The sequence below is a fragment of the Paenibacillus sp. S28 genome (assembly GCF_016624415.1).
In the GTDB taxonomy this organism is placed as follows: domain Bacteria; phylum Bacillota; class Bacilli; order Paenibacillales; family Paenibacillaceae; genus Paenibacillus_AQ; species Paenibacillus_AQ favisporus.
This window is the reverse complement of sequence record NZ_JACVTM010000003.1, coordinates 539,051-562,894: the sequence shown is the minus strand read 5'-3', so window position 1 is coordinate 562,894 and position 23,844 is coordinate 539,051. Positions and strand designations below refer to the sequence as shown.

At 51.9% G+C, this 23,844-nt stretch carries 21 protein-coding genes; 5 read left to right on the top strand and 16 right to left on the bottom strand.

What is annotated here, in order from left to right; all coding sequences use genetic code 11:
- The first annotated feature begins 4 nt into the window (after window positions 1–4).
- Window positions 5–1,552: an MFS transporter gene (locus IAE55_RS11105; protein ID WP_200632134.1), complete on the top strand. Its 1,548-nt coding sequence runs from the start codon at window positions 5–7 to the stop codon at window positions 1,550–1,552.
- Window positions 1,553–1,631: 79 nt separating this feature from the next.
- On the opposite strand, the gene IAE55_RS11100 is transcribed toward IAE55_RS11105, so the two are convergent.
- Both IAE55_RS11100 and IAE55_RS11095 read right to left on the bottom strand, forming a co-directional pair.
- On the bottom strand, window positions 1,632–2,423 hold the full coding sequence (locus IAE55_RS11100) for a TetR/AcrR family transcriptional regulator (protein ID WP_200632133.1): 792 nt from the start codon (window positions 2,421–2,423) through the stop codon (window positions 1,632–1,634).
- Between the two features lie 137 nt (window positions 2,424–2,560).
- Window positions 2,561–3,367, bottom strand: coding sequence for an AraC family transcriptional regulator (locus tag IAE55_RS11095; RefSeq protein WP_200632132.1), 807 nt, complete (start codon window positions 3,365–3,367; stop codon window positions 2,561–2,563).
- Between the two features lie 330 nt (window positions 3,368–3,697).
- Here IAE55_RS11095 and IAE55_RS11090 point away from each other — a divergent pair, with 330 nt between their 5' ends.
- Window positions 3,698–6,196: an Ig-like domain-containing protein gene (locus IAE55_RS11090; protein WP_200632131.1), complete on the top strand. Its 2,499-nt coding sequence runs from the start codon at window positions 3,698–3,700 to the stop codon at window positions 6,194–6,196.
- 113 nt (window positions 6,197–6,309) lie between these two features.
- Here the strand turns inward: IAE55_RS11090 and IAE55_RS11085 are convergent, their stop codons facing one another.
- The 6 genes from IAE55_RS11085 to IAE55_RS11060 all read right to left on the bottom strand — a co-directional run bounded on the left by IAE55_RS11085 (window position 6,310) and on the right by IAE55_RS11060 (window position 11,766).
- Window positions 6,310–6,870 carry a sugar O-acetyltransferase gene (locus IAE55_RS11085; RefSeq protein WP_145947239.1) on the bottom strand — a complete coding sequence of 187 codons (561 nt, stop codon included), beginning with the start codon at window positions 6,868–6,870 and terminating at the stop codon, window positions 6,310–6,312.
- Between the two features lies 1 nt (window position 6,871).
- On the bottom strand, window positions 6,872–8,104 hold the full coding sequence (locus IAE55_RS11080; RefSeq protein ID WP_200632129.1) for an MFS transporter: 1,233 nt from the start codon (window positions 8,102–8,104) through the stop codon (window positions 6,872–6,874).
- An 11-nt stretch (window positions 8,105–8,115) separates the two neighbouring features.
- Window positions 8,116–9,147 (bottom strand): ROK family protein, encoded by a 1,032-nt coding sequence (locus IAE55_RS11075; protein ID WP_234489437.1) that lies wholly within the window; start codon window positions 9,145–9,147, stop codon window positions 8,116–8,118.
- A gap of 235 nt (window positions 9,148–9,382) precedes the next feature.
- Window positions 9,383–10,390 carry a phosphotransferase enzyme family protein gene (locus IAE55_RS11070; protein WP_200632127.1) on the bottom strand — a complete coding sequence of 336 codons (1,008 nt, stop codon included), beginning with the start codon at window positions 10,388–10,390 and terminating at the stop codon, window positions 9,383–9,385.
- A 70-nt stretch (window positions 10,391–10,460) separates the two neighbouring features.
- The gene (locus IAE55_RS11065) at window positions 10,461–11,087 is read right to left on the bottom strand and encodes a hypothetical protein (RefSeq protein ID WP_200632116.1); all 627 of its coding nucleotides are present in this window, start codon (window positions 11,085–11,087) and stop codon (window positions 10,461–10,463) included.
- 160 nt (window positions 11,088–11,247) lie between these two features.
- On the bottom strand, window positions 11,248–11,766 hold the full coding sequence (locus IAE55_RS11060) for a DinB family protein (protein ID WP_200632114.1): 519 nt from the start codon (window positions 11,764–11,766) through the stop codon (window positions 11,248–11,250).
- Window positions 11,767–11,893: 127 nt separating this feature from the next.
- On the opposite strand from IAE55_RS11060, the gene IAE55_RS11055 reads away from it, so the two are divergent.
- Window positions 11,894–12,844, top strand: a complete 951-nt coding sequence (locus tag IAE55_RS11055; RefSeq protein ID WP_200632112.1) for a helix-turn-helix transcriptional regulator — start codon at window positions 11,894–11,896, stop codon at window positions 12,842–12,844.
- A 234-nt stretch (window positions 12,845–13,078) separates the two neighbouring features.
- Here the strand turns inward: IAE55_RS11055 and IAE55_RS11050 are convergent, their stop codons facing one another.
- Window positions 13,079–13,621 carry a GNAT family N-acetyltransferase gene (locus tag IAE55_RS11050; protein WP_200632111.1) on the bottom strand — a complete coding sequence of 181 codons (543 nt, stop codon included), beginning with the start codon at window positions 13,619–13,621 and terminating at the stop codon, window positions 13,079–13,081.
- A gap of 144 nt (window positions 13,622–13,765) precedes the next feature.
- Window positions 13,766–14,032 (bottom strand): CD3324 family protein, encoded by a 267-nt coding sequence (locus tag IAE55_RS11045; protein WP_200632110.1) that lies wholly within the window; start codon window positions 14,030–14,032, stop codon window positions 13,766–13,768.
- A gap of 360 nt (window positions 14,033–14,392) precedes the next feature.
- Here IAE55_RS11045 and IAE55_RS11040 point away from each other — a divergent pair, with 360 nt between their 5' ends.
- The gene (locus tag IAE55_RS11040) at window positions 14,393–15,361 is read left to right on the top strand and encodes a copper amine oxidase N-terminal domain-containing protein (RefSeq protein WP_200632108.1); all 969 of its coding nucleotides are present in this window, start codon (window positions 14,393–14,395) and stop codon (window positions 15,359–15,361) included.
- Window positions 15,362–15,545: 184 nt separating this feature from the next.
- On the opposite strand, the gene IAE55_RS11035 is transcribed toward IAE55_RS11040, so the two are convergent.
- The 6 genes from IAE55_RS11035 to IAE55_RS11010 all read right to left on the bottom strand — a co-directional run bounded on the left by IAE55_RS11035 (window position 15,546) and on the right by IAE55_RS11010 (window position 22,649).
- Window positions 15,546–16,259 (bottom strand): glycerophosphodiester phosphodiesterase family protein, encoded by a 714-nt coding sequence (locus tag IAE55_RS11035; RefSeq protein ID WP_200632106.1) that lies wholly within the window; start codon window positions 16,257–16,259, stop codon window positions 15,546–15,548.
- A gap of 38 nt (window positions 16,260–16,297) precedes the next feature.
- Window positions 16,298–17,164 carry a carbohydrate ABC transporter permease gene (locus IAE55_RS11030; RefSeq protein ID WP_145159660.1) on the bottom strand — a complete coding sequence of 289 codons (867 nt, stop codon included), beginning with the start codon at window positions 17,162–17,164 and terminating at the stop codon, window positions 16,298–16,300.
- Window positions 17,165–18,061: an ABC transporter permease gene (locus tag IAE55_RS11025; protein ID WP_200632105.1), complete on the bottom strand. Its 897-nt coding sequence runs from the start codon at window positions 18,059–18,061 to the stop codon at window positions 17,165–17,167.
- A gap of 87 nt (window positions 18,062–18,148) precedes the next feature.
- On the bottom strand, window positions 18,149–19,678 hold the full coding sequence (locus IAE55_RS11020) for an extracellular solute-binding protein (protein WP_234489481.1): 1,530 nt from the start codon (window positions 19,676–19,678) through the stop codon (window positions 18,149–18,151).
- A 119-nt stretch (window positions 19,679–19,797) separates the two neighbouring features.
- On the bottom strand, window positions 19,798–21,636 hold the full coding sequence (locus tag IAE55_RS11015) for a cache domain-containing sensor histidine kinase (protein WP_200632101.1): 1,839 nt from the start codon (window positions 21,634–21,636) through the stop codon (window positions 19,798–19,800).
- On the bottom strand, window positions 21,633–22,649 hold the full coding sequence (locus IAE55_RS11010) for a response regulator transcription factor (RefSeq protein ID WP_200632099.1): 1,017 nt from the start codon (window positions 22,647–22,649) through the stop codon (window positions 21,633–21,635). The genes IAE55_RS11015 and IAE55_RS11010 overlap by 4 nt, the downstream gene beginning before the upstream one ends.
- Before the next feature lie 185 nt (window positions 22,650–22,834).
- On the opposite strand from IAE55_RS11010, the gene IAE55_RS11005 reads away from it, so the two are divergent.
- The gene (locus tag IAE55_RS11005) at window positions 22,835–23,839 is read left to right on the top strand and encodes an aminoglycoside phosphotransferase family protein (RefSeq protein ID WP_200632098.1); all 1,005 of its coding nucleotides are present in this window, start codon (window positions 22,835–22,837) and stop codon (window positions 23,837–23,839) included.
- The last annotated feature ends 5 nt before the right edge of the window (window positions 23,840–23,844 follow it).

The following is a 23,844-nucleotide window of genomic DNA, read 5'->3' as shown; positions in this document are numbered from 1 at the left end:
TTAAATGAGCATTTCAACCCCCGCCGCGGCCAAATTGGCCGGCCGCAAAGAATGGATCGCGCTTTGTATCCTTTGTCTCCCGCTGATGGTCGTCTCGATGGACGTATCCGTCCTGTTCTTCGCGGCACCGGCCATTGCCGCGGATCTACTGCCGACCGCCACCCAGCAATTATGGATTTTCGACGTTTACGGATTCATCCTTGCCGGGCTCCTTCTGACGATGGGCGCCGTCGGCGACCGGATTGGACGACGGCGCCTGCTGATGATCGGTTCCGTCGGATTCGCCCTAAGCTCTTTGTTCGCAGCGTACGCCCAGTCGGCTGAAACGCTGATCCTGGCCCGCGGGATTCTGGGAATCGCCGGTTCGACCCTCATGCCGTCGACACTGGCGCTCGTCCGCACAATGTTCCAGGACCCGGCGCAGCGGACGAAGGCGATGGCCATTTGGAGCGCCGTCATGGCGGGCGGCGTCACCGTCGGGCCGATTATCGGCGGTCTGCTTCTCGACTCTTTCTCCTGGGGATCCGTGTTCCTCATCAATATCCCCGCCATGGCCCTGCTGCTCATCATCGCGCCGTTTTTGCTGCCGGAGTCCCGCAGCACGGCAAAAGTCAAAGTCGATGTATTCAGCTCGACTCTCGCGCTCGCCGCGATCCTTCCCGTGACTTACGGCGTGAAGACGCTGGCGGAAGACGGCTGGGCCATCCTTCCCGCCGCACTGCTTGCCGCAGGCCTGCTCATCGGCATCCTGTTCGTACGGCGCCAGCTGACCATCTCTAATCCGCTGCTCGATATCCGTGCGCTGATGGAGCGGCGAACCGGCGGTTCGATCCTCGTAAACTTTATCGCTACGTTTACGCTCATGGCCAGCTCGCTCATCAATACCCAGTTCCTCCAATCGGTTCTTGGATACTCCCCGTTCGTCGCTTCCCTCTGGAGCGTGGCGCCTTCTGTTGTGGTCGGGGCAGCGGCACCGATTGCCGGTAAACTGTCGCAAATCTACGGAAGACCGCGCGTCATGGCCGGCGGCTTCCTCCTGTCGGCAGTCGGATTCGGCGTACTGACCCAGGTCCGCCTGGAAGGCTTCTCGCCGCTGACCGTGCTGCTCGTCGGCGCTGCCTTGGTCGCCGCGGGCATCGTATCCGTCATGACTCTCGTCACCGATTATGTCGTGGGCGTCGCTCCGGCTGACCGCGCGGGAGCCGTCGGCGGCCTCATTGAAACGTCCAACGAGCTCGGAGGCGCATTCGGCATCGCGCTCCTAGGCTGCGTCCTTGCGGCCATTTACCGCCACGCGGTCACCCCGTTCCTGCCCTCAGGACTCGCGCCGGATGCGGCCCAGGCAGCAGGGCAGACCATTGCTGGCGCATCGGCCGCCGCCCTGCATTTACCTGCGGATGCTGCGGCGCAGGTCATGAAGGCTTCCCGGGAAGCGTTTATCACCGCCATGCACGCCACCTGCCTGATCTCCGGCATCATCCTGCTCCTGGCCACCGCAGTCACGCTCGTACTGCTTCGCGAACAGAAGAAGGCCGTCCAGACCGCTGCGTAAGATCAGCGCAAATGAATAAAGGCTGCTTCCAAGGAATCATCCCCTGGAAGCAGCCTTTTTTAGCTGCAGCTTTATTTGGTTATGCGCCGCCGCTCATTTTCCGATTCAAATACTGTTCGATCCCGTCCAGCATCCGCTCCAGCCCGAATTCCAAATCATCGCCTACCGTGTTTTCGGCCTCTTGCTCACCCGAATATACCCCGGACATAACGATCGGATACAGGTTCGGATATAGTTCAGGCTTGACCAGCGCCTGAAGCGCCACCGAATAATTGATTCCGCTGAACTCCTCCTCGCTCGAACCCGCCTGAACGGCCCGGTCGATGTCGCGCTGGAGCATCCCGCAATGACGGGCATAGCCGCTCAGCAAAAGAACGATCGACATTTTCTCGAAATGGTCCAGTGGCATGTCCCGCAGCGGCCGGAGCGCCCAATCGACGATCCGTAAATTGTTAGGCGTGATCGGAATGCCGAGGATCGGAATATCCCCATACCATGGATGTTTCCGAAAGATAGCGACCGTTCCGAGTACATACTCGCGCATACTCTCCCGCCATTCATGCTGGGGACGCTCAGGAGTCAGCGGAATATCGCATGCCGCATCCTGCATGAGGATGAGCAGGTCGTCTTTGCTTGGAATATAACGATAAAGGGACATCGCCGTAAAACCGAGCGCCGACGCGATCCGGTTCATCGAAACGGCGGCGAGGCCGTCCTGGTCCGCGATTTCAATCGCCTTCGACACGATCTGGTCGATGCTCATCTCCCGCTTGGGCCCCCGCTGTGGAGGCTTCACCAGTCCCCAGCTCAGCGCTGCGCCGGCAGGAAGCATCTTCGCCGCTTCTTCCGGTGTCACTTCTTCATTACTCATCAGATCTACCCCCTAGTCGTCCTAAGCCATTATGCGCTCAAAAAATGTTTATACCATAAACAGTATATCACATTTGACTGCATTTTAAAAATTCACGGGAGTCATTCCCCCATTCTTCCGTCCCCCGCCTTTTTCACTCACCGAGCCGATTCGTTCTTAGGGATCCCCTCCAGGAGGCTTCGGCGAAATTCGTTCGGAGTCATTCCGTATTCCTTTTTGAAGACGCGGTAAAACGAACGCAAGCTGTTGAAGCCGGAGTCAAACGCAATCTCGGTGACCGCATCGGCAGTGGACAGCAGCAGCATGTGGGCGTAGGCCGCCCGCTGGCCGTTGATATAATCGCGGAATGAGACGTGAAACTGCTCGGAGAAAATTCGCGAAATGAGGAACTTGCTGATGCCGAGATTTCTGGAAAGCGTGTCCAAGTTGATGGCCTCCAGAAAATGAAGGTCGATATAAGCAAAGATCTTTTGGAAGAGATCCATATCTTTTGTATAATCCACCCTTTTCAGGGACAGCAGCGGCAGCACATGCCCTAATAATACCGAAGTGTATGCCTTGAGCAATCGGCTGTCGCCAGGTTCACGATACAGCTTGTACAAGCTGGTCAGGGTGCCTGATACGACCGGATGTTTATGGACGACCGGGTGGTCCGGAACATAATGAAGCAAATCTCCTGTATAATCCCCCGGAAATGAAGCGTCAAAGAAGATCAGCAGGATTTGGCTGTGGTCTATCGTTTGGTAACCGTGCGGCTGATTAGGGAAAATGATCGCCATGTCCCCTTCGGAGAGGACGTACTCTTGTTGATCGATGTGGACACGGATGTCGCCGGACAGAACCATGGCAATTTCGACGTTTTTATGCAGATGCAAAGGATAGGTATTATTGGTGGAAATGAATAAATGAAACTGCGGGTCCCTGTGCTGGTATTTGATTTTCATTGCGATCCCCCGTTTCGGTCTGATGTGAACCCTAGCAGCCAAGCTTGGTTTGTTATGAAAAAGATAATATGGATGTCTGTATCTGCACAAGCACCGGTCGCAACTTCTGGCACAAAAAAATTCGTTTTTGGCAGGTAAAAGCAGCCTAAAAGATTTAAAGTAAGAGCAGTAAGCGGCTCCATGGAGCGGAAAACACAGCATGCCGCCAGGCTTCCTGCTCTATATGCCGTTGAAGGGAGGAAGTGTGATTGAATGACAAATCGAACAGTAAGGGGTGCATTTATGTTACACGGCAAGCGGATGAAACAGAAGAACAAAGGAATTAAAAGCATGGCTGTTGTGTTGAGTATTATGGTAGCGTTTCCATTTGCGGGAATGCCGCATTCCGGTTCGGTTTCGGCCCAGTCGGCGGATGAGCAGAAGTTTGCGGGCGCATCGATTCCCGCTTTTCCGGGCGCGGAAGGCGGCGGGGCTTATACGAGCGGCGGCCGCGGGGGCGACGTTTACTTCGTCACCACCCTGGAGGATTACGGCGCCAACGAAAAGGCGGTCCCGGGATCGCTTCGCTATGGGATTATGTCCACGCCGAAAGAAGGCCGCACGATTGTTTTTAACGTATCCGGAACGATCGAGCTGGAAAGCTCCCTGCTGTTCAAAAACATTAAAAACCTGACCATCGCCGGGCAAACCGCGCCAGGCAACGGCATTACCCTCGCAGGTTGGGACACCAACATCAGCAACTCGGAGAACATCATCCTCCGGTATCTCTCCTTCCGGCCGGGGGCAACCAACGTGTACAACGGCAGTGATTCGATGGATGCGCTCTGGGGCAGGGACAATAACTATTTTATCATTGATCACTGTTCTTTCAGCTGGAATACCGATGAAACGCTGTCGCTGTACAGGGGCGAAAACGGCACGGTCCAATGGTCCCTCATTTCAGAGAGCCTCACTTTGTCCGGGCATTCCAAGGGCAGACACGGCTACGGCGGCATTGCCGGCGGGGACAAAACGACGTTCCACCACAATCTGTATGCCAGTCATACTTCCCGGAACCCAAGGCTCGGCGGCGGGTATGCCGGCGCGGCGGATGCCGATCACGTGGCGGTCGTGCAGCTCTCCAACAATGTGATCTATAACTGGGGCTTTAACGGCACCTACGGCGGAGGATTCACCTTTACGAATTATATGAACAATATCGAAATCGCCGGTCCAGGTACAAGGGATAATGTAACCGACCGGGTCATCGATGCGGGCGAATCCAAAAAGCTTGGCGGCTTCTACATCGTCGGGAACCGGATCAACGGCAAGCTGACGGGATGGCTCGACGGATCGTCCCCATTGGTGAAAAGCTCTGGTGACGCCAGTGGAGACCAGTCGACGTCCTTTGCGTCCAAACCGTATCTCTCTGCGGACAGCACGGGCGTTAATCACGGGGTGACCAATCCGGCGTTTGACGATTACGTGCAGCATGGTGTGGAAAAAGCGAACGAGCTGCTGCTGAAGGCCATTTTGCAGAAGGCGGGTGCCACCTACCCGCGCCGCGACGCCATCGACGCAAGAATCGTCGCGGAAGTGGAGCTGGGCCTCGGCAGATACATCAACACCGAAAATGAGGTTGGCGGGTATGTCTCCCCATTCGGTGTCATTGAGGAGCAGCGCGGCGCCGATTTTGACACGAATCGGAACGGAATCGACGACCAATGGGAAAAGAAAAACAACATCTGGGGCATTCAAGATGCCTATAAGATGGTGACCGACACGGGCTACACCTGGCTTGAACTGTATCTCAACAGTCTGGCCGACATGGACCATGCGGCCGAAAATCCGGATGCCACGCTTGCGGCGCCGCTGAACAATGCGCAGTTTGCACTGGGAGAGGACATTGAGGTCAACGTCAAAGCCTCCTCCAAATTCGGAAATAAAATCAAGAATGTGGCCGTATACAACGGATCGCAGTACCTTGGAGAAGCGGTGAAAAAAGGCGGCGCCTATGTGTATACCATCAAGGGCATTCAGGATGCTTCCTACAATATTTCGGCCAGAGTGACGGACACGGACGGAAATGCGACCCAAACGACCGCAGCCACCATCCATGTTAACACGGCCCCGCGTGCGCTGGCTGATGCGGGCTGGGCATCGACTGATATCGGCCGCCCGGACATTAAAGGAACCGGAAGTCTGACGGATGGCGTGATCACCGTTAAAGGCAACGGCAAGCTGGGAACGAGCGAAGGAAGCACCAAGCAATCGCCGGAAAACGATGCTGCGAAAGACGATTTTCATTTTGTATATAAGGAAATGACCGGAGACGTGGAGTTCACCGCGAAGCTGGAAGCCATCGGAGCCGTTGACAATCATGCCTTTACCGGACTGATGATCCGTGATGATATACAGGATAACAGCGCCACTGCAGCCCTTGGATTATCCTGGGTGAAGCTGTCCAAAGAAACAAGCTGGTCGGCTTATCTAACGGGAAGAGATCAGCAGGGCTCCGGCTTTGATCCGTTGACCGAAACATTGGACAGCGCATCCAGCGCGCAGGAAGCCGGTATTCAGCTGGTTCCCGACATTCCGTTCAAAATCGGCGGCGTCGAGCAGGGCTACTGGCTCAAGCTCGGCCGGAATGGCGACACTTTCTACGCCTACGGATCGACGGACGGCAAGGAATGGAAGCCGATCGGTCAGAGAACCATCGCGATGCAGGATTCGGTCTATGTCGGTTTTGCCGTGGACAGCAACGATGTGGCCAATGCGATCGAGCAATTAAACTTTGCCAAATTCTCCAACGTGAAACTCGAAGATCAATTTTCTCCCATAAGCAACTAAGCCTAAATCGACGGGATGTGTGCAAGTGGGCGTCCCTCTGAGATGACCCTATTCCAGTATGTAAAAATCGCCCGGCGGCCGTTTTCGCTCGGGCGATTCTTTTTTATCACAACTTAGGCTTCGATCGTTTTAATGACTTTCGCCGGGTTGCCTCCCACGATCATGTTGTCCGGAACATCCTTGGTCACGACCGCTCCGGAAGCGATGACGACGTTGTTGCCGATCGTTACACCCGGATTGATGACCGCCCTCCCGCCTACCCATACATTGTTGCCGATCGTTACGGGTTTGCCATATTCAGGCCCCTTGATCCTTTCATACGGATCCACCGGGTGAGTCGCGGTATAGACGTGAACCCCGGGCCCAAACAAGCAGTTGTCCCCGATCCTCACTTCGCACACATCCAGGATGGTGCAGTCAAAGTTGGCGTAGAAATGTTCACCGACGTGAATATTGTAGCCATAGTCAAAGCGGATGTTGGGCTCCATCGCCAGGAAGTTCCCGGTTGAACCCAACAGCTCCTTCAGGATTTTCAGCCGCAATGCTTCATCCGTTTCGGTCGTCTGGTTGTACATGCGGGTCATTTGCCGGGCATATGCCCGCTCCCGCGTCAATTCAGGGTCGGCAGCGACGTACAATTCGCCGTCCAGCATCTTTTGTTTTTCTGTTTTCATCTTAGGAGTGAATTCCCCTCTCATCCTGATGTAATGTTTGGTGCAGCTGCACGGGCTTGGCTGCTCTAGACAGAGAACCTGCGATCCCAATGCCGATCAGCACCGCGATCAGTGCGTGCAATAACCCGAAATGCTCTCCAAGGAAACCCAGCGCAGGCGGGCCCACCAGAAAAGCGATGTAGCCTGTGGTCGCCACGGCTCCGACTCTTGCGGCAGCGCCTTGAGGATCATCCCCCGCCGCCGACAGTCCGACCGGAAAACCAAGGGAAGCTCCAAGTCCCCACAGGACGACGCCTATGGAGGCCACAACGTCATTCGGACCCCAGATCACCAGCGATAACCCCAAAATGGCTGCCACGGCGCATCCGGATAACACCGGCACCCGGCCATAACGGTCCAGAACCCATCCACCTGTAAACCGTCCCAGCGTCATCGCCGCAACGAACAATCCGTAAATAAATGAACCTGTCAGCGAGCTTACCCCGTAGCCATCCACCATGGTGAGCGGCAGCCAGTCATTGGCGGAACCCTCGGCAAACGCCATGCCCAAAACGATGATTCCAATCAGCAAGGTGCGCCTCTCCGTCCACATCCTTAACTGCTGCTGAAGCGCCGATCCTTTAGGTGCTCCAGCACCCGCCAGTTCCTTCCCCGAATCCTCAGGCAGGTAACGCCAGCCATAGAGTACAGCTGCGGCCATAATTAAGGCGAGGATCGTGAAATGGACCATCACCTGTAGATGGATGGCGACCGCGGCGGCGCCGAGTGCTGCGCCCACAAGCGTCCCCACACTGAAAAAGCCGTGAAACGCCGGTAAAAGCGTCCGGTTCAACGCCTTTTCCGCAGCTGAGCCCTCCATATTAAGTGCAACCTCCGCCGTACCATAGCCGCCGCCGAAAATGATTAGGCCGATAATAACCACGGGTACCGAAGCCAGTGACGTGCCGATTCCCATAACGACGAAGCCAATCACAATCAGCAAAGAGCTGATCAGGATGACAAATCGTGCGCCTTTCCGGGCTACGATCGAACCTGACGTAAGCAGGCCGAACAAAGAGCCCGCGGCAATCGCAAATATAATCATCCCCATTCCGGCGGTGGAGACTTGAAGCGTGTCCCGAACGTCAGGCGTGCGGGAGACCCATGATGCAAAGGATAGACCCGGCAGGGCAAACAGCAGAAACAGAATATTCCGGACCGTTCCCGGATGCGGTTTACTTTTCACAGATGTCATTAGGCTGACCCTCACCTCCGCTTCTCTACCAACTGCAGGGAATAAGCCAGGCTTTCCAACGTCATGGTCGTCAGCCCGTACATGTAGTCCTCATCCGGATGCTCCAGCAGCGCCAGTTGCGGCATATGCATCTCCGGGATATACTTCAGGCATTCCTGGCGGATCAGCCGGATATCATCCGACTGTACCAGACTTCCCGTCAGAGCGATCGTCTCCGGATTCATGACCGCAATCAGGCTGGACACCGCATGCGCAGCCAGGGAATGGAAGGTCTCCCGGTCGTGCAACTGCCGCAGCTGCTCCGCCTGCGAAATGCCATACGGTAAGAAGGCGATCTCTCCGGCAAAGCGGGTATTCCCCCGATGAATATGCCCATCGACGATTAGCCCGGCACCCGGTAAGCTTCCTTCGAGAAACGTCGCAACCGCAATCGACTTCTCGGTGTCGTAGTCCTGCTTCCGGTAAAAGCCGTACACGGTCGAGTTCATGTCGTTCTCCAGAATGACTTCGATCCCGTGCTTGTCGCGAATGATCGCCTCCAGCGGGGCATGAATAAGTTCAGGAATATCGCTGACATTGATGACGCCCTGGTAAACGGCACCCGGAACGCCGATCCCAACCGCCCGGATTTGCGGGTATTGGGAGATGAGCCCGTCGATCAGTTTCTCAATCGCTGCAGCATCGATCCGGCCTGCTTCCTGCTGCCCTTCTTCTACCGCTTCACCGGCCAGGTTAGCGACCCTGTACGTGAGGGAGTGCACCTTCACGCCGGCCCGGATGATCACGCAGGCGATATAAGCATAGTTCACATTATACTGATACAGTCTGGCCGGACGGCCGCCGCTCGATTCTTCTTGATCCAGCTCGAGCAGTTCACCGGTCTCCAGCATTTCGTTCAGAATGCTGCCGCAGGTCGCCACGCTTAATCCGGTCATTTGCGCCACCATCGATTTGGTACCCTGCTTCATCGATTTGAGCGCTTGCCGCACGAGCTCCTGGTTCATCTTTTTGACTCGCATCGTATTGTTCGTCACGGGATTCATTGCCGCCAACCTCCCCTCTTCGACTTATTAAAATACTTTTAATAAGTAATAACATAAATGATTTTGATGTATCTGTCTACCCATTGATCCTGATCAGGTGCTAACGCTGGATATCCTTTTGCCAAAGTTCGTACGGGGTGCGTGATATAGCAATTCGATTTTTTCGCGCAAAAAAACCGGCCGATTTTTTGAAATCAGTCGGCAGAATTGTAGCTGCTATATGGCGTAACAGTGGTTATCGCTCATGTGGCGGATTGAACTCATCGATCAAGGAAATTCCTTTCGTGATCCGCATCCGACTATCCTGCAAAAAGTCGCGGGTCCAATCGTCTGGTTCACGTAAATCCCAGCTCCGGTGCATCCCGACGAAAACAATGATTTCACGCAGTCTAAGGAAGAGCGACAGATGGTCTTTCCAGCCATCAGGCATTGTACGGCCATTCTCGGTATAGCCACGCACGAAATGTTTAACGAAAAGTTCATACTGCGCCTTCCGTTCGGATTTCGAATCTTCACCAAAAACATACAGCAAGTAATATAGCTGGACAGCGATGTCTTCGACATACCAGCTGTACTGGCATTCGTCGAAGTCGAAAAGTGTGATTCCTCCAACTTCATCCACCATAAAATTCCCGACATTAATATCCCCGTGGATCAAACCGAATTGATCCTCTGAAGCTGGCAGGACAGCCAGCTGTGCTTTAAGCTCATCCAGGGCCTGAAGAATTGGTTGATGCTCTGAGGGCAGCACATTTTTGGCTTGCAAGAGGTATTCATTAGACTTCCAAGTATGTCTTCTGAGCGTTGGCTTATAACGCTTCGACAGTTCGTGAAGACGGCCGGTGATGCGTCCGCATTGTTCATAAAGCATGGCATTTCCTAAACACTCCGGGTACCCGATTTTACGACCAACCGCGTGCTTGAATGACGTCACGTAAAAATCAATGGCTTTTCCTTGCACCCGTTCGATGTCTTTCCTGTCAACTGAAGATACCGGTTCTGAAACAGAAAGTCCATTCGCCGAAAGATAACGAATCCATTCGATCTCAGCCGCAAGTCCTTTCCATGTGCGAAGCGTGCTCGGGGTGAAGCGGAGGATATATTTTGAATCGCCATTTATGTAGGAATAAATAAAGTTCTGAAAACCGCCGATGAAAGTCAGCTCCTTTGGGCTAACGCCAAACCGGGCAGCACCTTCTGCGGCATGCTCGTTCAGGAACATTAATTTTATTTGGGGGTCCATGATTTCTCCTTGTGAATATAAAGTTTCATAAGAAATGAGGAAACACGCTAGAACTTTACCTTAAAGGTTATTACTCTTCAAACTGTAAGGTGAATACGAGTGCCCACTTCGTTTGGCTTAACGATTCCGTTGAAAGATCCGATGTACGCATGGTATTGGAGCTTGTGGCTTGCATGCCAAACACATGCACGGCCTGATCGGCCGTAAACGAACGCGGCTCCGCATCCTGGATCAATCCTCGGGCCGTCAGCTTTTTGTCCCAAGGAATCTGAAATGTGAGTAGGCTAGATCCTGAGCGGCCAATCGTGCTGATCTTTATGATTGCAGACTCGTCCTTCTCCCCCATGGTTACCGTGTCAATGGATATGATCACTTCTACTTCGTTATTGCTTTGCTCATCCGGGCTGTAAAACAAATCCCCGATCGAGCCTGCGGATTCTACACTCCGCCCGTCCTTCCAGATGTCTATATCCAAATTAGCGTTTGGCTTGCTCCCCTCATATTTCAGTTTAAATGCACCCGACATCGGGCCTAGGAATGGCTGAAACTTGGCAGCCTCCCCCTTAAACAAATCAACGGGCACCAGCTCTATATTGGCAGGGCTAGATTCCCTCTCAGGTGACGTCGTTTCCTTACTCTCTGCAAAACATCCTGTTAAGACGAATAAGATGATCAATATGCATGCTTTTAAGCGCATGTTACCTCCCCAAAGATGTTCTCATAATTCCAAATTGTACCATACAGTGCGTTATAAAATGAGGTTATCCCGAACGGTTAGCGAAAAAAAGCAGCCGATCGTTGGGATCAGCTGCTTTGATATGCTTCACAGTTTTGGGTGGGTTATCTTTTTTCACCGTTTATAACGTCCACGACTTTGACGCCGGTCCGTACAGATCATACATCGAAACCGGGATGCCAAGCTGCTTCATATAGGTAAACATTTGGCCGCGGTGGTGATAGATATGCGTCGTAATCTCGATCAACCATTTGATCTGAACAGACGGCTGGTGCTTGGCAAAAAAAGGGGCGGTCGATTTGTACAGCAGGCCTGCCTCATCCAAGTTGTTCATGTAGTCTTTTAACGCTGAGACTCCGCGATGCATGACCTCTGACAGGGCGGTGGCGTCCTTTACTTGCATAACGGACATGACCAGACTTCTAACCTGCTCCATGGGTTGTTCCTGCAAAATGGCCAGTTCTTGCTCGGGGACCTGAACAAGATGGCGGGCAAGCTCGATTAAGCTCCGCATGTTCTCGCGAGGACGATACTCCCAGTGCTCCTCCTCAATCATGGCAAGCAGCGAGGCGGTTGTCGTGAGCGCAAGCTCCATCTCTTCAAATAGCAAATCCTTGATGCGGGATACTTCCGGATTCATGTCTCTCATCCTTTCTTCGGGGCAGAGGTTCATTACGAACATGAATATAACACCTAAATAAGTCAGAACTTGGCTTATTTCATGTGATAATATGGAAGAAAAATATGTGGCGAGGGATGAGCGTGTATTGATCAAATCACAGCGCCTGATTCAATTAATGATGGTGATTAACGCCAAAAGGTCGTTTACGGTCAGGGAGCTTGCCGACGAGTTCGGCTTGTCTCCGCGGACGATTACCCGGGATTTACAGGAACTGAGCGAGGTAGGGTTTCCCATCTATTCCGTGCAGGGGCGCGGCGGCGGTTACCGGCTCCTTCAAGAAAGGATGCTTCCGCCGATTGCCTTTTCAGAGAACGAAGCAGTCGCCGTATTTTTTGCCTGCCAATCACTGCAGTACTTTGGTTCCGTTCCCTTTGACGAGAGTGCGGCTTCGGCGATTCACAAGTTTTATCACTACTTGCCTGCCGATACGAAGGAGCAGATCGACCGGCTGCGAAATCGGGTCGTCATCTGGAATCCTCATCGGACGATGTCCGCCGACTGCCTCCAGACCCTGCTGCAAGCGATCATGAACGACAGCGTCGTGACCATTGCGTATAAATCCGGCGATGGCGTCACGAAAAGAGATATTCAGCCCGTCGGCCTCTATGCGAGCGAAGGATACTGGTATTGTCCGGCCTATTGCTTCCTCCGCCAGACCTACCGGCTTTTCCGCGCAGACCGGATCAGCTCAGCAAGTTTGAACGATGCCTTTCATGACCGGCAGGATCTGAGCGAACGATCGGTATTTGATTGGATCACACCGGATTTGACCCGCTTTAATCAGCAGTGCGATTTGATCGTCGAATTAACAGAAGAAGGCGTACGTTCGCTTGAAACCAACGTCTGGTTCAGTGCTCACATAGCAGTTCATGAAGATGGAAGTGGTACTTTACGCATGCGGATTCCCGTTCAGAAAATCGAATTTTTTGCGGATTTGGTTTGGCCCTTAGGGGGAGAAGCAAAAATCGTGGAGCCTATCGAGGCTGTAGCTTATATCCGGCGAAAAATAGAAACGATCACAAAATGCTATTTTTGATCCTATGAGTTAAAAAGAAGGCAGCAGTTCGCACTTAGCGGATACCTTCTTTTCTGATTAAGTCGGGACACTTCATTCATCTGTCGACGGTTGCACCCATGACGGCTGCTTTTACATAGGGCTGACCCTGCAATGCTTTCAGGCTTTCGGCAGTTTCGAACGCACCAGTGAATCGCAACAGCCATGAATTTGAACAAAAAAACAGCCGATCTTATCGATCAGCCGCCCGACTACTTATTTGTTTGTAAAATTGAACACCTTTGCCGCCCCGATCTCAGCCCGCAATGCCTTGTCCTCTTCCGTGAACCTGTTGTTTGTATATCGCGCCAAGGTTTTTCTCCAAAAATGAATGGTTCTTGAATTCCTCTCTGTCGGAGTCGTGTAGATCAGCCATTTTCCCTGGAACCGGTTGAAGATTTGGGTAATGGCCTCCTCGGCAACGCCCTGACCCCGGAAAGGCTGCAGTATAAAATATTCGTTCACCAAAAAGTCGCTGTCATCCTCCACATAAGGCGGCGTGGCAATCAATGCGAATCCTGCGGGCACTTCGTCGACCCGAATCAAAAAAGGAAAGAGGCACTCCTCTTTTTCCCACCAAATATCAAACTCGGGCATTTGCTGCTGAAGCGTTTGAAAGGCATCACTGTCTTCAAAGACGCCATACCGATTGGGAAGCACGTTCCGGATCCCTGCTAAATCGTGAAGATACAGGGGGTAAAGGTTATAGATGATCGTTTGTGTATCACGCCTGCTTAATTCAACCGTTATTTCTGCCATGTTGGATCCTCCTCAAAGAGCCTTTTATCTTGTACCGTAAAGTATACCGGCTGGCGCTTTGAAACAATATGCAGAGAATACACATAACCATTTAGGATACAAAAAGGGGCTTGCGTTGGTTTGATCACACGCAAGCCCCTGGCATTATTTTTTCTGGTATATGATCTTTCGGATCGTTTCTACAGCGAGGCAATAGGACTGGGAGAGCTGCTCCACACCAATTCCTTTACGGAACGATTGCCTGATCTCTAGATTGCGTTTCCGCAGATAGTCCCGCTGTCCCGAAAGCTGGCCCCATTTTTTGCGGCCATCCTCGCGAGAAGGAATATAGATCGTCCTGCCTTGGACGTATTTTTGAATTTCTTGAAGCAGCTGTTCAGGTAAAATGTCGCTCGCAGATACATATTTCATTGGCTTCGCCCTTTCATCTAAGTGAGTTGCAGATGGTAAGGTAGCAAAGCCTGCATGACAAACATCCTGCTAATGATCTGAAATGGATGCGGTTAATAGATAAGGCTCCATGCAAAACAACCGCCGCTGTTTGTCATATAGACTCTGCATGGAGCAAAGATGTAAACTTTGCATCGGGGAAGCTTTTGGATTCAGTAGGTCCTGAGCCGGCATCATCGCGATATTCCTCTCTTTCGGTTATTCATCTGCCTAGTAGTTTCCACATGGGGTTTGAGGATTCCTTTGACTCTAGCAAAAAAATGAGACAAATCACTGCAATTCAGGTATATTCAAGGAAAAGATTCAAATGGAGGAAGAATTTTGAAGAAACTTGTCATGATATTGCTGACTTGCGTGTTGGGGATTTCGGTAATCACGAACGCACAAAAGGCGGGGGCCAGTGGAGCGACAGAATCAGAGCTGCCTACCATCGAATTGAAAGATAAAGGAGTTATCCTATCAGGCCAAACCATGCTTCCCATTGGCCCGCTATTTAAAGAATTGGGCCTGCAACTGCAGTTTGATCCCAAACAGGGAAACATCGGCTATGCAATCGGGGATATCAAGGTCACCGCTAAGCTGAATGTTAAATCCGTGTCGATTAATGGAGCAAAAAAGCTGTATACTGTCCCTCCTCAGCTCATCGAGGGCAAGTTGATGCTTCCCCTCGGGATGATAACGGACACGCTGAATGCAAAGACAACAGTAGATTACACAAGGCCTATAAATGAAAAAACAAAGCCGATTAGTTACGTTATGCTCACCACATCAGCCAAGAAAGTTATCATTTTTGTTAATAACGCCTATGAAACCTATAAAAAATATATAGGCAAGACTGTTTGGATTCACAGCTACCGGGTGCAGATGAAACTAACGGAACTTGACGGAACGCCAACTAAATCGGTTCACAATTTGTCGCAAGTTAAGATCGTCAAGGTAGAAAGCGATGAACTAATTACCGGCTGGGTTGACGTATACTTTACTTATCAAAATAAAACATATAAAATCAAGAGCCTTCACACCGAGGATTTCCAAAAGGTAATTTCGACCATTAATCCTTATAAATCTTTTAACTTTCCAAGCTCATATTGGAAGCTGATCGAAAAAAGCCAGGTTCGTGTAGGGATGACCGACAAGATGCTCGAATTATCCTGGGACAAGCCGAACCGGATCCTTAATTCGGGGAATCATACCGTAACCTGGATCTACGACATCGCACCACCAAAATTGTTTATCTACGTAACGCTGAAAAACGGCGTCGTAACCTCCTATTCTTTGGAGGAGAAATAAGGTTCTCTTCAATCTCATATTAGAGTTCGGAAAAATACGATCCAAAAAAGGGATGCGCAAGAATTAGCGCTTCCCTTTTCTTATACTAAACACTCATCATCTATAACGACTATCTCCAAATGTCACCATTAGTCATAGCAGTAATACCCGTGGATAAAACGCTACTGAAACCTAGACTCCTCTTTCAATCCCACAAAATCGTATCCGTCGTAATATAGGCCGCACCCGCCTCCTCAAACGGCTGCGAAATCTTCCGCTCATTTACGGTCCAGATCGACACGTCAACGCCGGCCTTGCTGCAGTTTCTCACGTCATCCGGCGTCGTCGAACGATAGTCGTAATCCAGAAAAGCAGGCTGCAGCCGGCCGATGAGCTCAAGGTCCGCTTCGCTTGGCGGCTTCGCCGATAAAAATCCGAGAGGTACTGCCGGATCCATGGCACGCACCTTCGACAGATCGTTGGCATTAAAGCAGATGAAGCTCATTTGCCCCATCATGCCGGAGCCGCGGACCAGCTCAACGAGCCTTTCCAGATCGCGATCCTGGTGGTATTCTTCGATCTCGACGAATGCGTGCATGCCGTATTTGACGCATACGGACAATACTTCCTCCAGTGCCGGGATTTGCAGGCCGGAATAATCACTGATCCCGTTTCCGGAGGTGATGCTCAGCTCGCGGATCTCGGCAAACGAGAAATCCTTCGTCCTCCCCGTTCCGTTCGTCATCCGGTCGACGGTACGGTCATGATGGACAATCCAGCGGCCGTCCGTCGTGCAGTAAGTATCGCATTCGATGCCCCAGAATCCCGATCGGCCCGCCAGCTCAAAAGCCGCGATGGTATTCTCAGGCGCCTGCATACTAAGCCCCCGATGGGCTACATACTTCGGTTGCTGATTCACCTGTCTTCACCCCATGATCCGAATTTTTGTTGCTGCCCTCATCCTTTAATCGAACCGAGCATAACCCCTTTGTTAAAGTATTTTTGCAAAAAGGGGAATATGATCAGCAGCGGCAGCGCCGTTAACATGATCGCCGCCATTTTGGCTGCAGGCGTATATTGATACAATACATTGGACGCGTTGGAGATGGTAGGGTCATCCTCAACGAGCATTTGCCGTAAAAATACCTGCAGCGGCATAAGCTTCGCATCGTTTAAATATATAATAGCGGAAAAATACGTATTCCAGTTGCTCACCAGATAAAACAACGTAAAGGTCGCAATGACCGGCATAGACAACGGCACGATGATTGATAGAAACAGGCGCCACTCTCCGCTCCCGTCGATCCGGGCCGACTCCTCCAGCTCAAGCGGCATGGACTGAAAAAAGCTTCTCATCACAATGACGTTGAACGCGGCAATCGCCGAGCTAAGCCAGATCGCCCAGAAGCTGTCCAATAGATGGAGCGATCGAACGACCAAATAGGTTGGAATCATGCCTCCTGAGAACAGCATCGTGAAAAATACCATAAAATTCATTGTACTGCGCAGCTTTAACCATCGCTTGGACAGCCCGTAGGCCATAAGGGAGGTCAGCACGATATTCAGCGTCGTCCCTCCCAAGCTGATGATCACTGCATTCCGGAATGCAAGGGTAAAGCCCGGATGGGCCAGTAAATACAAATAACCGTCCAGGGTAAACTGCTTCGGAATGACGAAGAATCCCCGCGTTAAATACTCATACTCCGTTGAGAAAGAAACCGCAAGCACGTAGAACATTGGAAAAATCGCGATCGCGGACGCCAGGAAGAGCATGAAATAAACGAGACACGTTAAGAACAGATCGGTGCCTTTTGCCTGCCGCATTTAAAACACTCCTTCCTGGCCGAATCTTTTGGCGAGCCGGTTCACACCCCATACCAATACCAAACCGACCACGGATTTAAATAAACCGACGGCCGTCGAATAGCTGTAGTTGCCTTCGATCAGACCCTTTTTGTATATAAAAGTCTCAAACACCTCGGACACCCCTTGGTTCATCGGGTTTTGCAGCAGGAAAATATGCTCGAAGCCGAGGTCCATCATGTGCCCGAACCGTAAAATAAACATGACGACAATGACGCCCCGCAAGCCGGGCAGCGTAATATGCCACAGCTGGCGCCACCGATTCGCGCCGTCCATCATAGCCGCTTCGTACAGCGTAGGGTCGATGCCCGACAGGGCGGCCAGGAAAATAATCGCTCCCCACCCGGCCCCCTGCCAAATGTTCTGTAACAGCCACACCCACCGGAAGTAGCGGGGATCCGTCATCAGTTCAATCGGGCCCAGCCCCCAGTCCTCCAATAGCTGATTGATGCCTCCGGAGCCGGTCGCGAAGAGAACGATCGTAATACCGACGATCACGACCCATGAAATAAAATTGGGCGCATACAGAATGGTTTGGACCGCCGTCTTGATCCGTCTGGCTCTCACTTCATTCAGCAGCAGGGCAACGAGGATCGGGGCCGGGAAAAAGAACAGCACATCCAGCAGATTGAGCAGCAGCGTGTTTTTGAGAAGCAGCAGGAAGTCGCCTTCGGCAAATAATCTGCGGAAATAATGAAGACCTACCCATTCGCTCCCCGTTATTCCCTTAAAGGGACTATACTTCATAAAGGCGATCGAGATCCCGAACATCGGGATATATTTGAAAATGATAAAATAGAGCAGACCCGGTAGGATCATGAGATAAATCGGAAATGCCCTCTTCCAGTACGCTTTCATGTCTTCAACCCTCCAACTCGCTGTAAAGCCAGCCTGGAAATAAACGGCCCCAGGCGGCCTCAGCCGCCCGGGACCTTCAGGCGAACGTTATGGATTCGCCGTGTATGCGGCATTCACTTCTTCGATTATCTGGTCTCCGCCGTTACTCTTCCATTCCTTGATCGCTTCATCGATGCTCTCCACCGGCTTTTTGCCTGCGATAATTTCAACTACGGTTTTGTGGAAGCTGTCGTCCAGCGCCGTCCCTTTCTCCAAGTACGTATTGGATGAGAACAAATAGGCATCGGCTGCGTTCTTATACGGATACTTGCCAGCGTTATCAATGGATTGCTCCATTTCTTTGGCCCATGTGGGATCGCTCCACTTGTAGGTGTTGAACGTGTTGGAATTGTTCCGCAGTACCCAGTTCCACAAGAGGCTTTGCCGCCCCTCGCCTTCGGCCTTCAGCTCATCGGTCATTTCATAGGCTCCGCTGCTGTTTTTCTTGTAATGGATATTTTCAATCCCGTTCTTCAGGATGTCTTCTCCTTCCGGAGATACCCACCAATCAAACAACTGCAGAATGCGGTCCCGCTTGTCGGCATCCACGTCCTTGCTCAGGACGACTTTGATCGTTCCGCTCGTCGGCGTGGACGTTCCCCGCATGCCGTCCTTACCCATCGGCGGCGCCAGCTCCACAAATTTAGCTCCGGGAAAAATCGTCTGCAGCTGCTGATTGGTTTGTTGGCTGAATTGGTAATGCATGTCGGCAAAGCCCACTTTGCCTTGCGCGTATTTCTCGTTGAAGTTCGTATTCGTAACAAAGTCTTTGTCGAGTACACCTTCTTTATATGCACGGCTCATAAAGGTCAGGAACGCCTTCCATTCGTCCGATTGGACCTGCATCGGAATCAGTTTGCCGTTCTCCTCTTTCCAGCCATTCGCGAGCCCAAATGGTGCAAACAGCTCTGGCATGCCCAGCAGGCTTGCGTTGCCAAGCGCCGAGAATCCGAAGGTATCGTTCTTCCCGTTGCCGTCCGGATCCTGGGTCGTGAAAGCTTTGGCGATATCATAAAATTGGTCGATAGTGAATGTATCCGGGGACGGTACGGGAATGCCCAGCTTATCCAGCCAGTCCTTGCGGACGTAAATGGTATTTTGGGCCGTGGCGTAGATCGGAATGCCGAAGATTTGGTCCTTCGGGTTCAGCAGCGCCCATTCTTCCGGTTTTGCGATGCTTTGCAAATGAGGATATTGGGCTAACTGAGGCTTTAAGTCCTGAAATACGCCCTCCTCCACCCATTTCAAATACTGGCTTGGACTATCGATCCGCATAACGTCGGGAAGTTTGCCGGATGCCGCAATCACGTTCAGCTTTTCGTAAAAATTCGCATTCGGCACCCATTGAATTTGCAGGTCCACATTGAATTTGTCATCGATGTACTTGATGATCGGATGATTGTTGTCCGGCCAGCCCCCGCCTTTCCATGACGCAATCATCATGTCAATTTTGATTTTCTTGGGCTTGTCCTTGTCTCCGTTCGTTCCAGATGCGGTACCCGTATCCTCCGATCCCGCGGATGAACATCCAACGACCGCTAAAAATACAAGACTCATAACCAGGATGATTGAGAGCATTCGTTTCACTTCAGGTGACCTCCATTACCCATTAGATTTTGTCCTCTTCCATTTCAATATATCTTGCTGACAGGGGTCACTTTTTCACAAAATGATGATCTTTTTATCCAATTTTCCGATCATGGATTTATCTTTTTCGGGAATTTCAGCGTGACGACGCTTCCTTTACCCGGTATTGACTGTATGCGGACGCCGTAAGCTGAACCGTATTTCAGCACCATTCGGGCATGAACGTTAATGATTCCAACCGATTCCTCCTGGGCGAACGGCTCTGACTGCTGCTCTACCAGCTCCATTCGATGCATGATCCGCTCCAGGTCTTCCTCGGGGAACCCATTCCCGTTATCGGTGACGTCAATGACGAGGTCGCCCTCTCTCTCATAGGCTTCCACCATAATTTGGGCATGGCCGTTTTTGGGTTCAACCGCGTACTTCACGCTGTTCTCCACGATCGGCTGCAGCGACAGCTTGATCATGCGGCAGTCCATGCAGGACTCCGGCACCGATATGCTGCTATGAAAATGATCGAAGCGGATATGAATGATATCCAGATAATTGTGCAGATTCTGCAGTTCATCCCGCAGCAGCACTTCCGATCCGGGCATTTTCGAGGTATACCGGTAGACGCCCGCCAGGCGGGTCGCCATTTTTTCAATGGTCGGCACCTTCTCGATAAAAGCGATGCTCTTGATAATTTCCAGCGTATTGTACAGCAAATGGGGATTGATCTGGTTCTGAAGCGCCTGAATATGCGCATCCCTTTGCCGCAGCTGCAGCTTCATCTCATTGATCTCCAGACGATGGACGGTGTGGATGAGCTCATTCAGCCTGGACGTCATCTGATTAAAGCTCCCGTTCAGCTGCTGTATTTCGTCCCTGCCGGGAACCACAATCGCACTGACCTTGATATCGCCTGTCTCCACGCGTTTCATCAGATTCCGCAGGTGAAGAATAGGCTGGACCACTTGGCCGACCATCCTGGGGATAAAGAACAGCGATAACACAATGATGCCCGTCATCACCCACAACGTAGCTTTGCGGGCGAAGTCCAGGCCGCTGGCCATCTCGTGCATAGGCACGGAGGCGACCATATTCCAGCCGGTCACGTCCGAGCGGTTGCCGGACATCAGAATTTTTTCCCCGTTTCGTTCGATGACGGCATCCTGCTTACCAAGAGGAAGGACGCCCAGAGCTGTTTCCTCCACGTGCCGGCCCGCCAAACTCACGTCCGGGTGATACACGATTTCGCCGCTCGAATCGACAATAAAAAAATACCCTGTTTTCCCGAGCCTCGTCTGTCCAAGAATATCCTGGACTTCTGTAATCGATAAAGCGATATTCAGATTGCCGATGAGCTTAAGCGAATTCGGATCAAATACAGGGACGATGAGCGTAATATAAGGGTATGCGGGGACAACCGCATCTTCATGGCGGTAATAGGAGGGAACGATCTTTAATTGATCGGACAAGGGGCCCACCATCCAGGGCGAGGATTCAATCATCGGATGGCTCAGGGAGTGATCTTTCGAATAAATCAGCCGGCCGTCCAGCGAACGGAGAACGATGCCCAGGACGTTGGAGTAATTGATCGCGATATATTTCGACATGATCCCTTCGACCAGCGCTTCCTGTTCCCGGTTGAAATTCTCGCCGCTGATGAGCCATTTCTGAAGAAGACCACTCTCCGGATTGTCGCCAAGCAGCGAATTCGAGGGCAATGGACCAGCAATCGAAGCGTAGGTCGATTGGGCCATTTGCGTAAAATACCGGTCCAGCTGATGATTGATTCTTGCGGTTGAGTCCTGGGCAATCGTGTAGAAATCATCCTTGGCCGATTCCGTGTAGTAGTAGGATGTGAAGACCGCCATCAGTGCTATGGACACAAAGCTCACCGACAGCACCAGCCCGAGGATCTTCGTCTTGAAAGAGAAGCGGTAATGCCAATGGCTCCATTTCATGATCCCATCCTCTTTCTGTATTCGAGGGGCGCCACCCCGGCAAGTGCCTTGAATACCCGCGTAAAATAGGGCGTAGACGAGTAGCCGACGATTTCCGCAATTTCGGATACGGCGTATGAGGTCGTTCGGAGCAGCTTTTTGGCCTCATCAACGCGCAAACGGTTGACGTAACTGACAAGCGAGCTGCCCGTATGCTTTTTGAACAGTGCGCTGAAATGGGAGACGCTGAAATTCGTCAGGTTCGCCATGTCCGTGAGCGACAAGTTCGTTTTATAATTGGCGTCGATATACCGGCACGACTCGGCAATGGCCGCGGGCATGCTCGTTTTCGGTGTTCCCGGGAATCCAAGGTACCACTTTTCCAGCAGTGTCATGTAATATTTCAGGATGGACGCATCGTCGCCTGATAGATATTTCGGAACGTCCGTGAAGTCCAGGCCGAATTCATTCATCAGATTCTTCAGTTTGTGCTCCATCATGTTCAGCAGCCCGACCCGGGCATTTCTGTTCAGCAGATGCAACCTTAAGATCGACTCGATGAATTGGCGCTGCTTTTGCATCAGGGCATCGACCGCCAAGCCCTGGCTGTTATCCAGCAAAGACTGAAACTTGACGATATAATCGTTCAGGTCCTTTAGCGACTCCAGCTTCTCCTTCGATCGGTTTAATGCCTCGGTCAACGTTTCAAACTCTACCGGCTTCAGCAAATAGTCCGATACGCCATACGTCATCGCCTTCTGGGCATATTGAAAATTGTCGTATCCGCTAATAATGACCGATACGAGCGGAATACGATGCTCGGCTATTCTTTTGATCAGAGATAACCCGTCCAGTTCAGGCATCATAATATCGGTGATCACGAGCATAGGCCATACTTCTTGAATCATGCTCCACGCTTCTTCCCCGTTGCTGCATTCTCCGACGACCTCGAATTCCTCCCCGGCCGTCTTCACCATCTGGACGATTCCTTTTAATACCCACGGTTCATTTTCGGCGATCAGAACGGTGTACATTTTGCGCTAAACCTCCATTGTTGGCCATTATCCAGGATGCTTGGGATGTCCTTTCTGACATCTTTAAAAAAACCATTCGTGAACGAATGGTTTTTTCCTGCTTCTTGACGGCCGGGTAATCGCACCCATTCCATGCTACAATATCCGGTATATACCAAAAGAAGGCGAGGAGGCAGTAGACTGTTATGAATGTAATGCTATCAGAACAAATCATCGAAAAATGGGCAGCGGCGAACGCCGGTGCGATCGGTCTAGATCCTAATCATATCCAGGCTTCATACATCTATAATCCCGGAGGCTTCGGTAATTTGTCTCTGCGCTTGTCGGACGGCCGCACGCGGCTTCACGTTAAGCTGGCTCCGCCCGATCGGAGCGAGCGGCTGCAGCAGTGGGCGGACGTCAGCGATTATCTTGCCGAACACTACGCCGCACCCAAGCTGGTCCACAGGATTGAAAGTGAGATCGTAGAAGGGCATCCGTACGGCCTTGTGTTCGAATATATCGAGGATGCGGTCCCGCTGGCGGAAGCGGTGAATTCGGAAGCTATTCTGACGGGCGTCATCGAGACCGCCTCCAGGCTGCATCGCGACGGCATTCTCCGCAGAATGCTGCCTGAAGCCGAAGCCCGCACTTATGCGGATGCCTTTGAAGACGAGTACATATCCAGGTTTACGGAAGATTTGGAAGGAATCCGCGGATCCCGGGAGCTGCTGCGGGATTTTGTGTCGGATGAGACCATTTCGTGGTTTGGAGAAGAGATCGAAAGGCTGAGGGAAACCGTCCGGCAGACCCCGGCTTTCGGGCTCCCTGCGCGCGATGTGGTTCATAACGATCTGAACGGAAACAACGTGCTGACTTGCGGCAAGGACAGCTTTCGGATCATCGACTGGGACGATCTTTCCGGCCAGGGAGATGCGGCGATGGACTATTCGGTTATGTTATGGCCGCTAAGGCATGGCCCATCATGGCCGGTTTGGAGGGACCGGGTACTGGCGGCGGCAAGAGATGTGGTTGTCGAGCGGCTTGAGCTGTATTTTCGTGCAAAACTGCTGGACGACGTCATTGACGTACTGGCCGATTACGTCGAGTCGGAGGAGGTTCCGGAACATCGGGAAGAGGCCCAGCGCAAGGCCAAAGCAGTCCATCTCCGCTCGTATCCACAGTATCTCACCCAGTATGGAGCTGGATAAGCAGG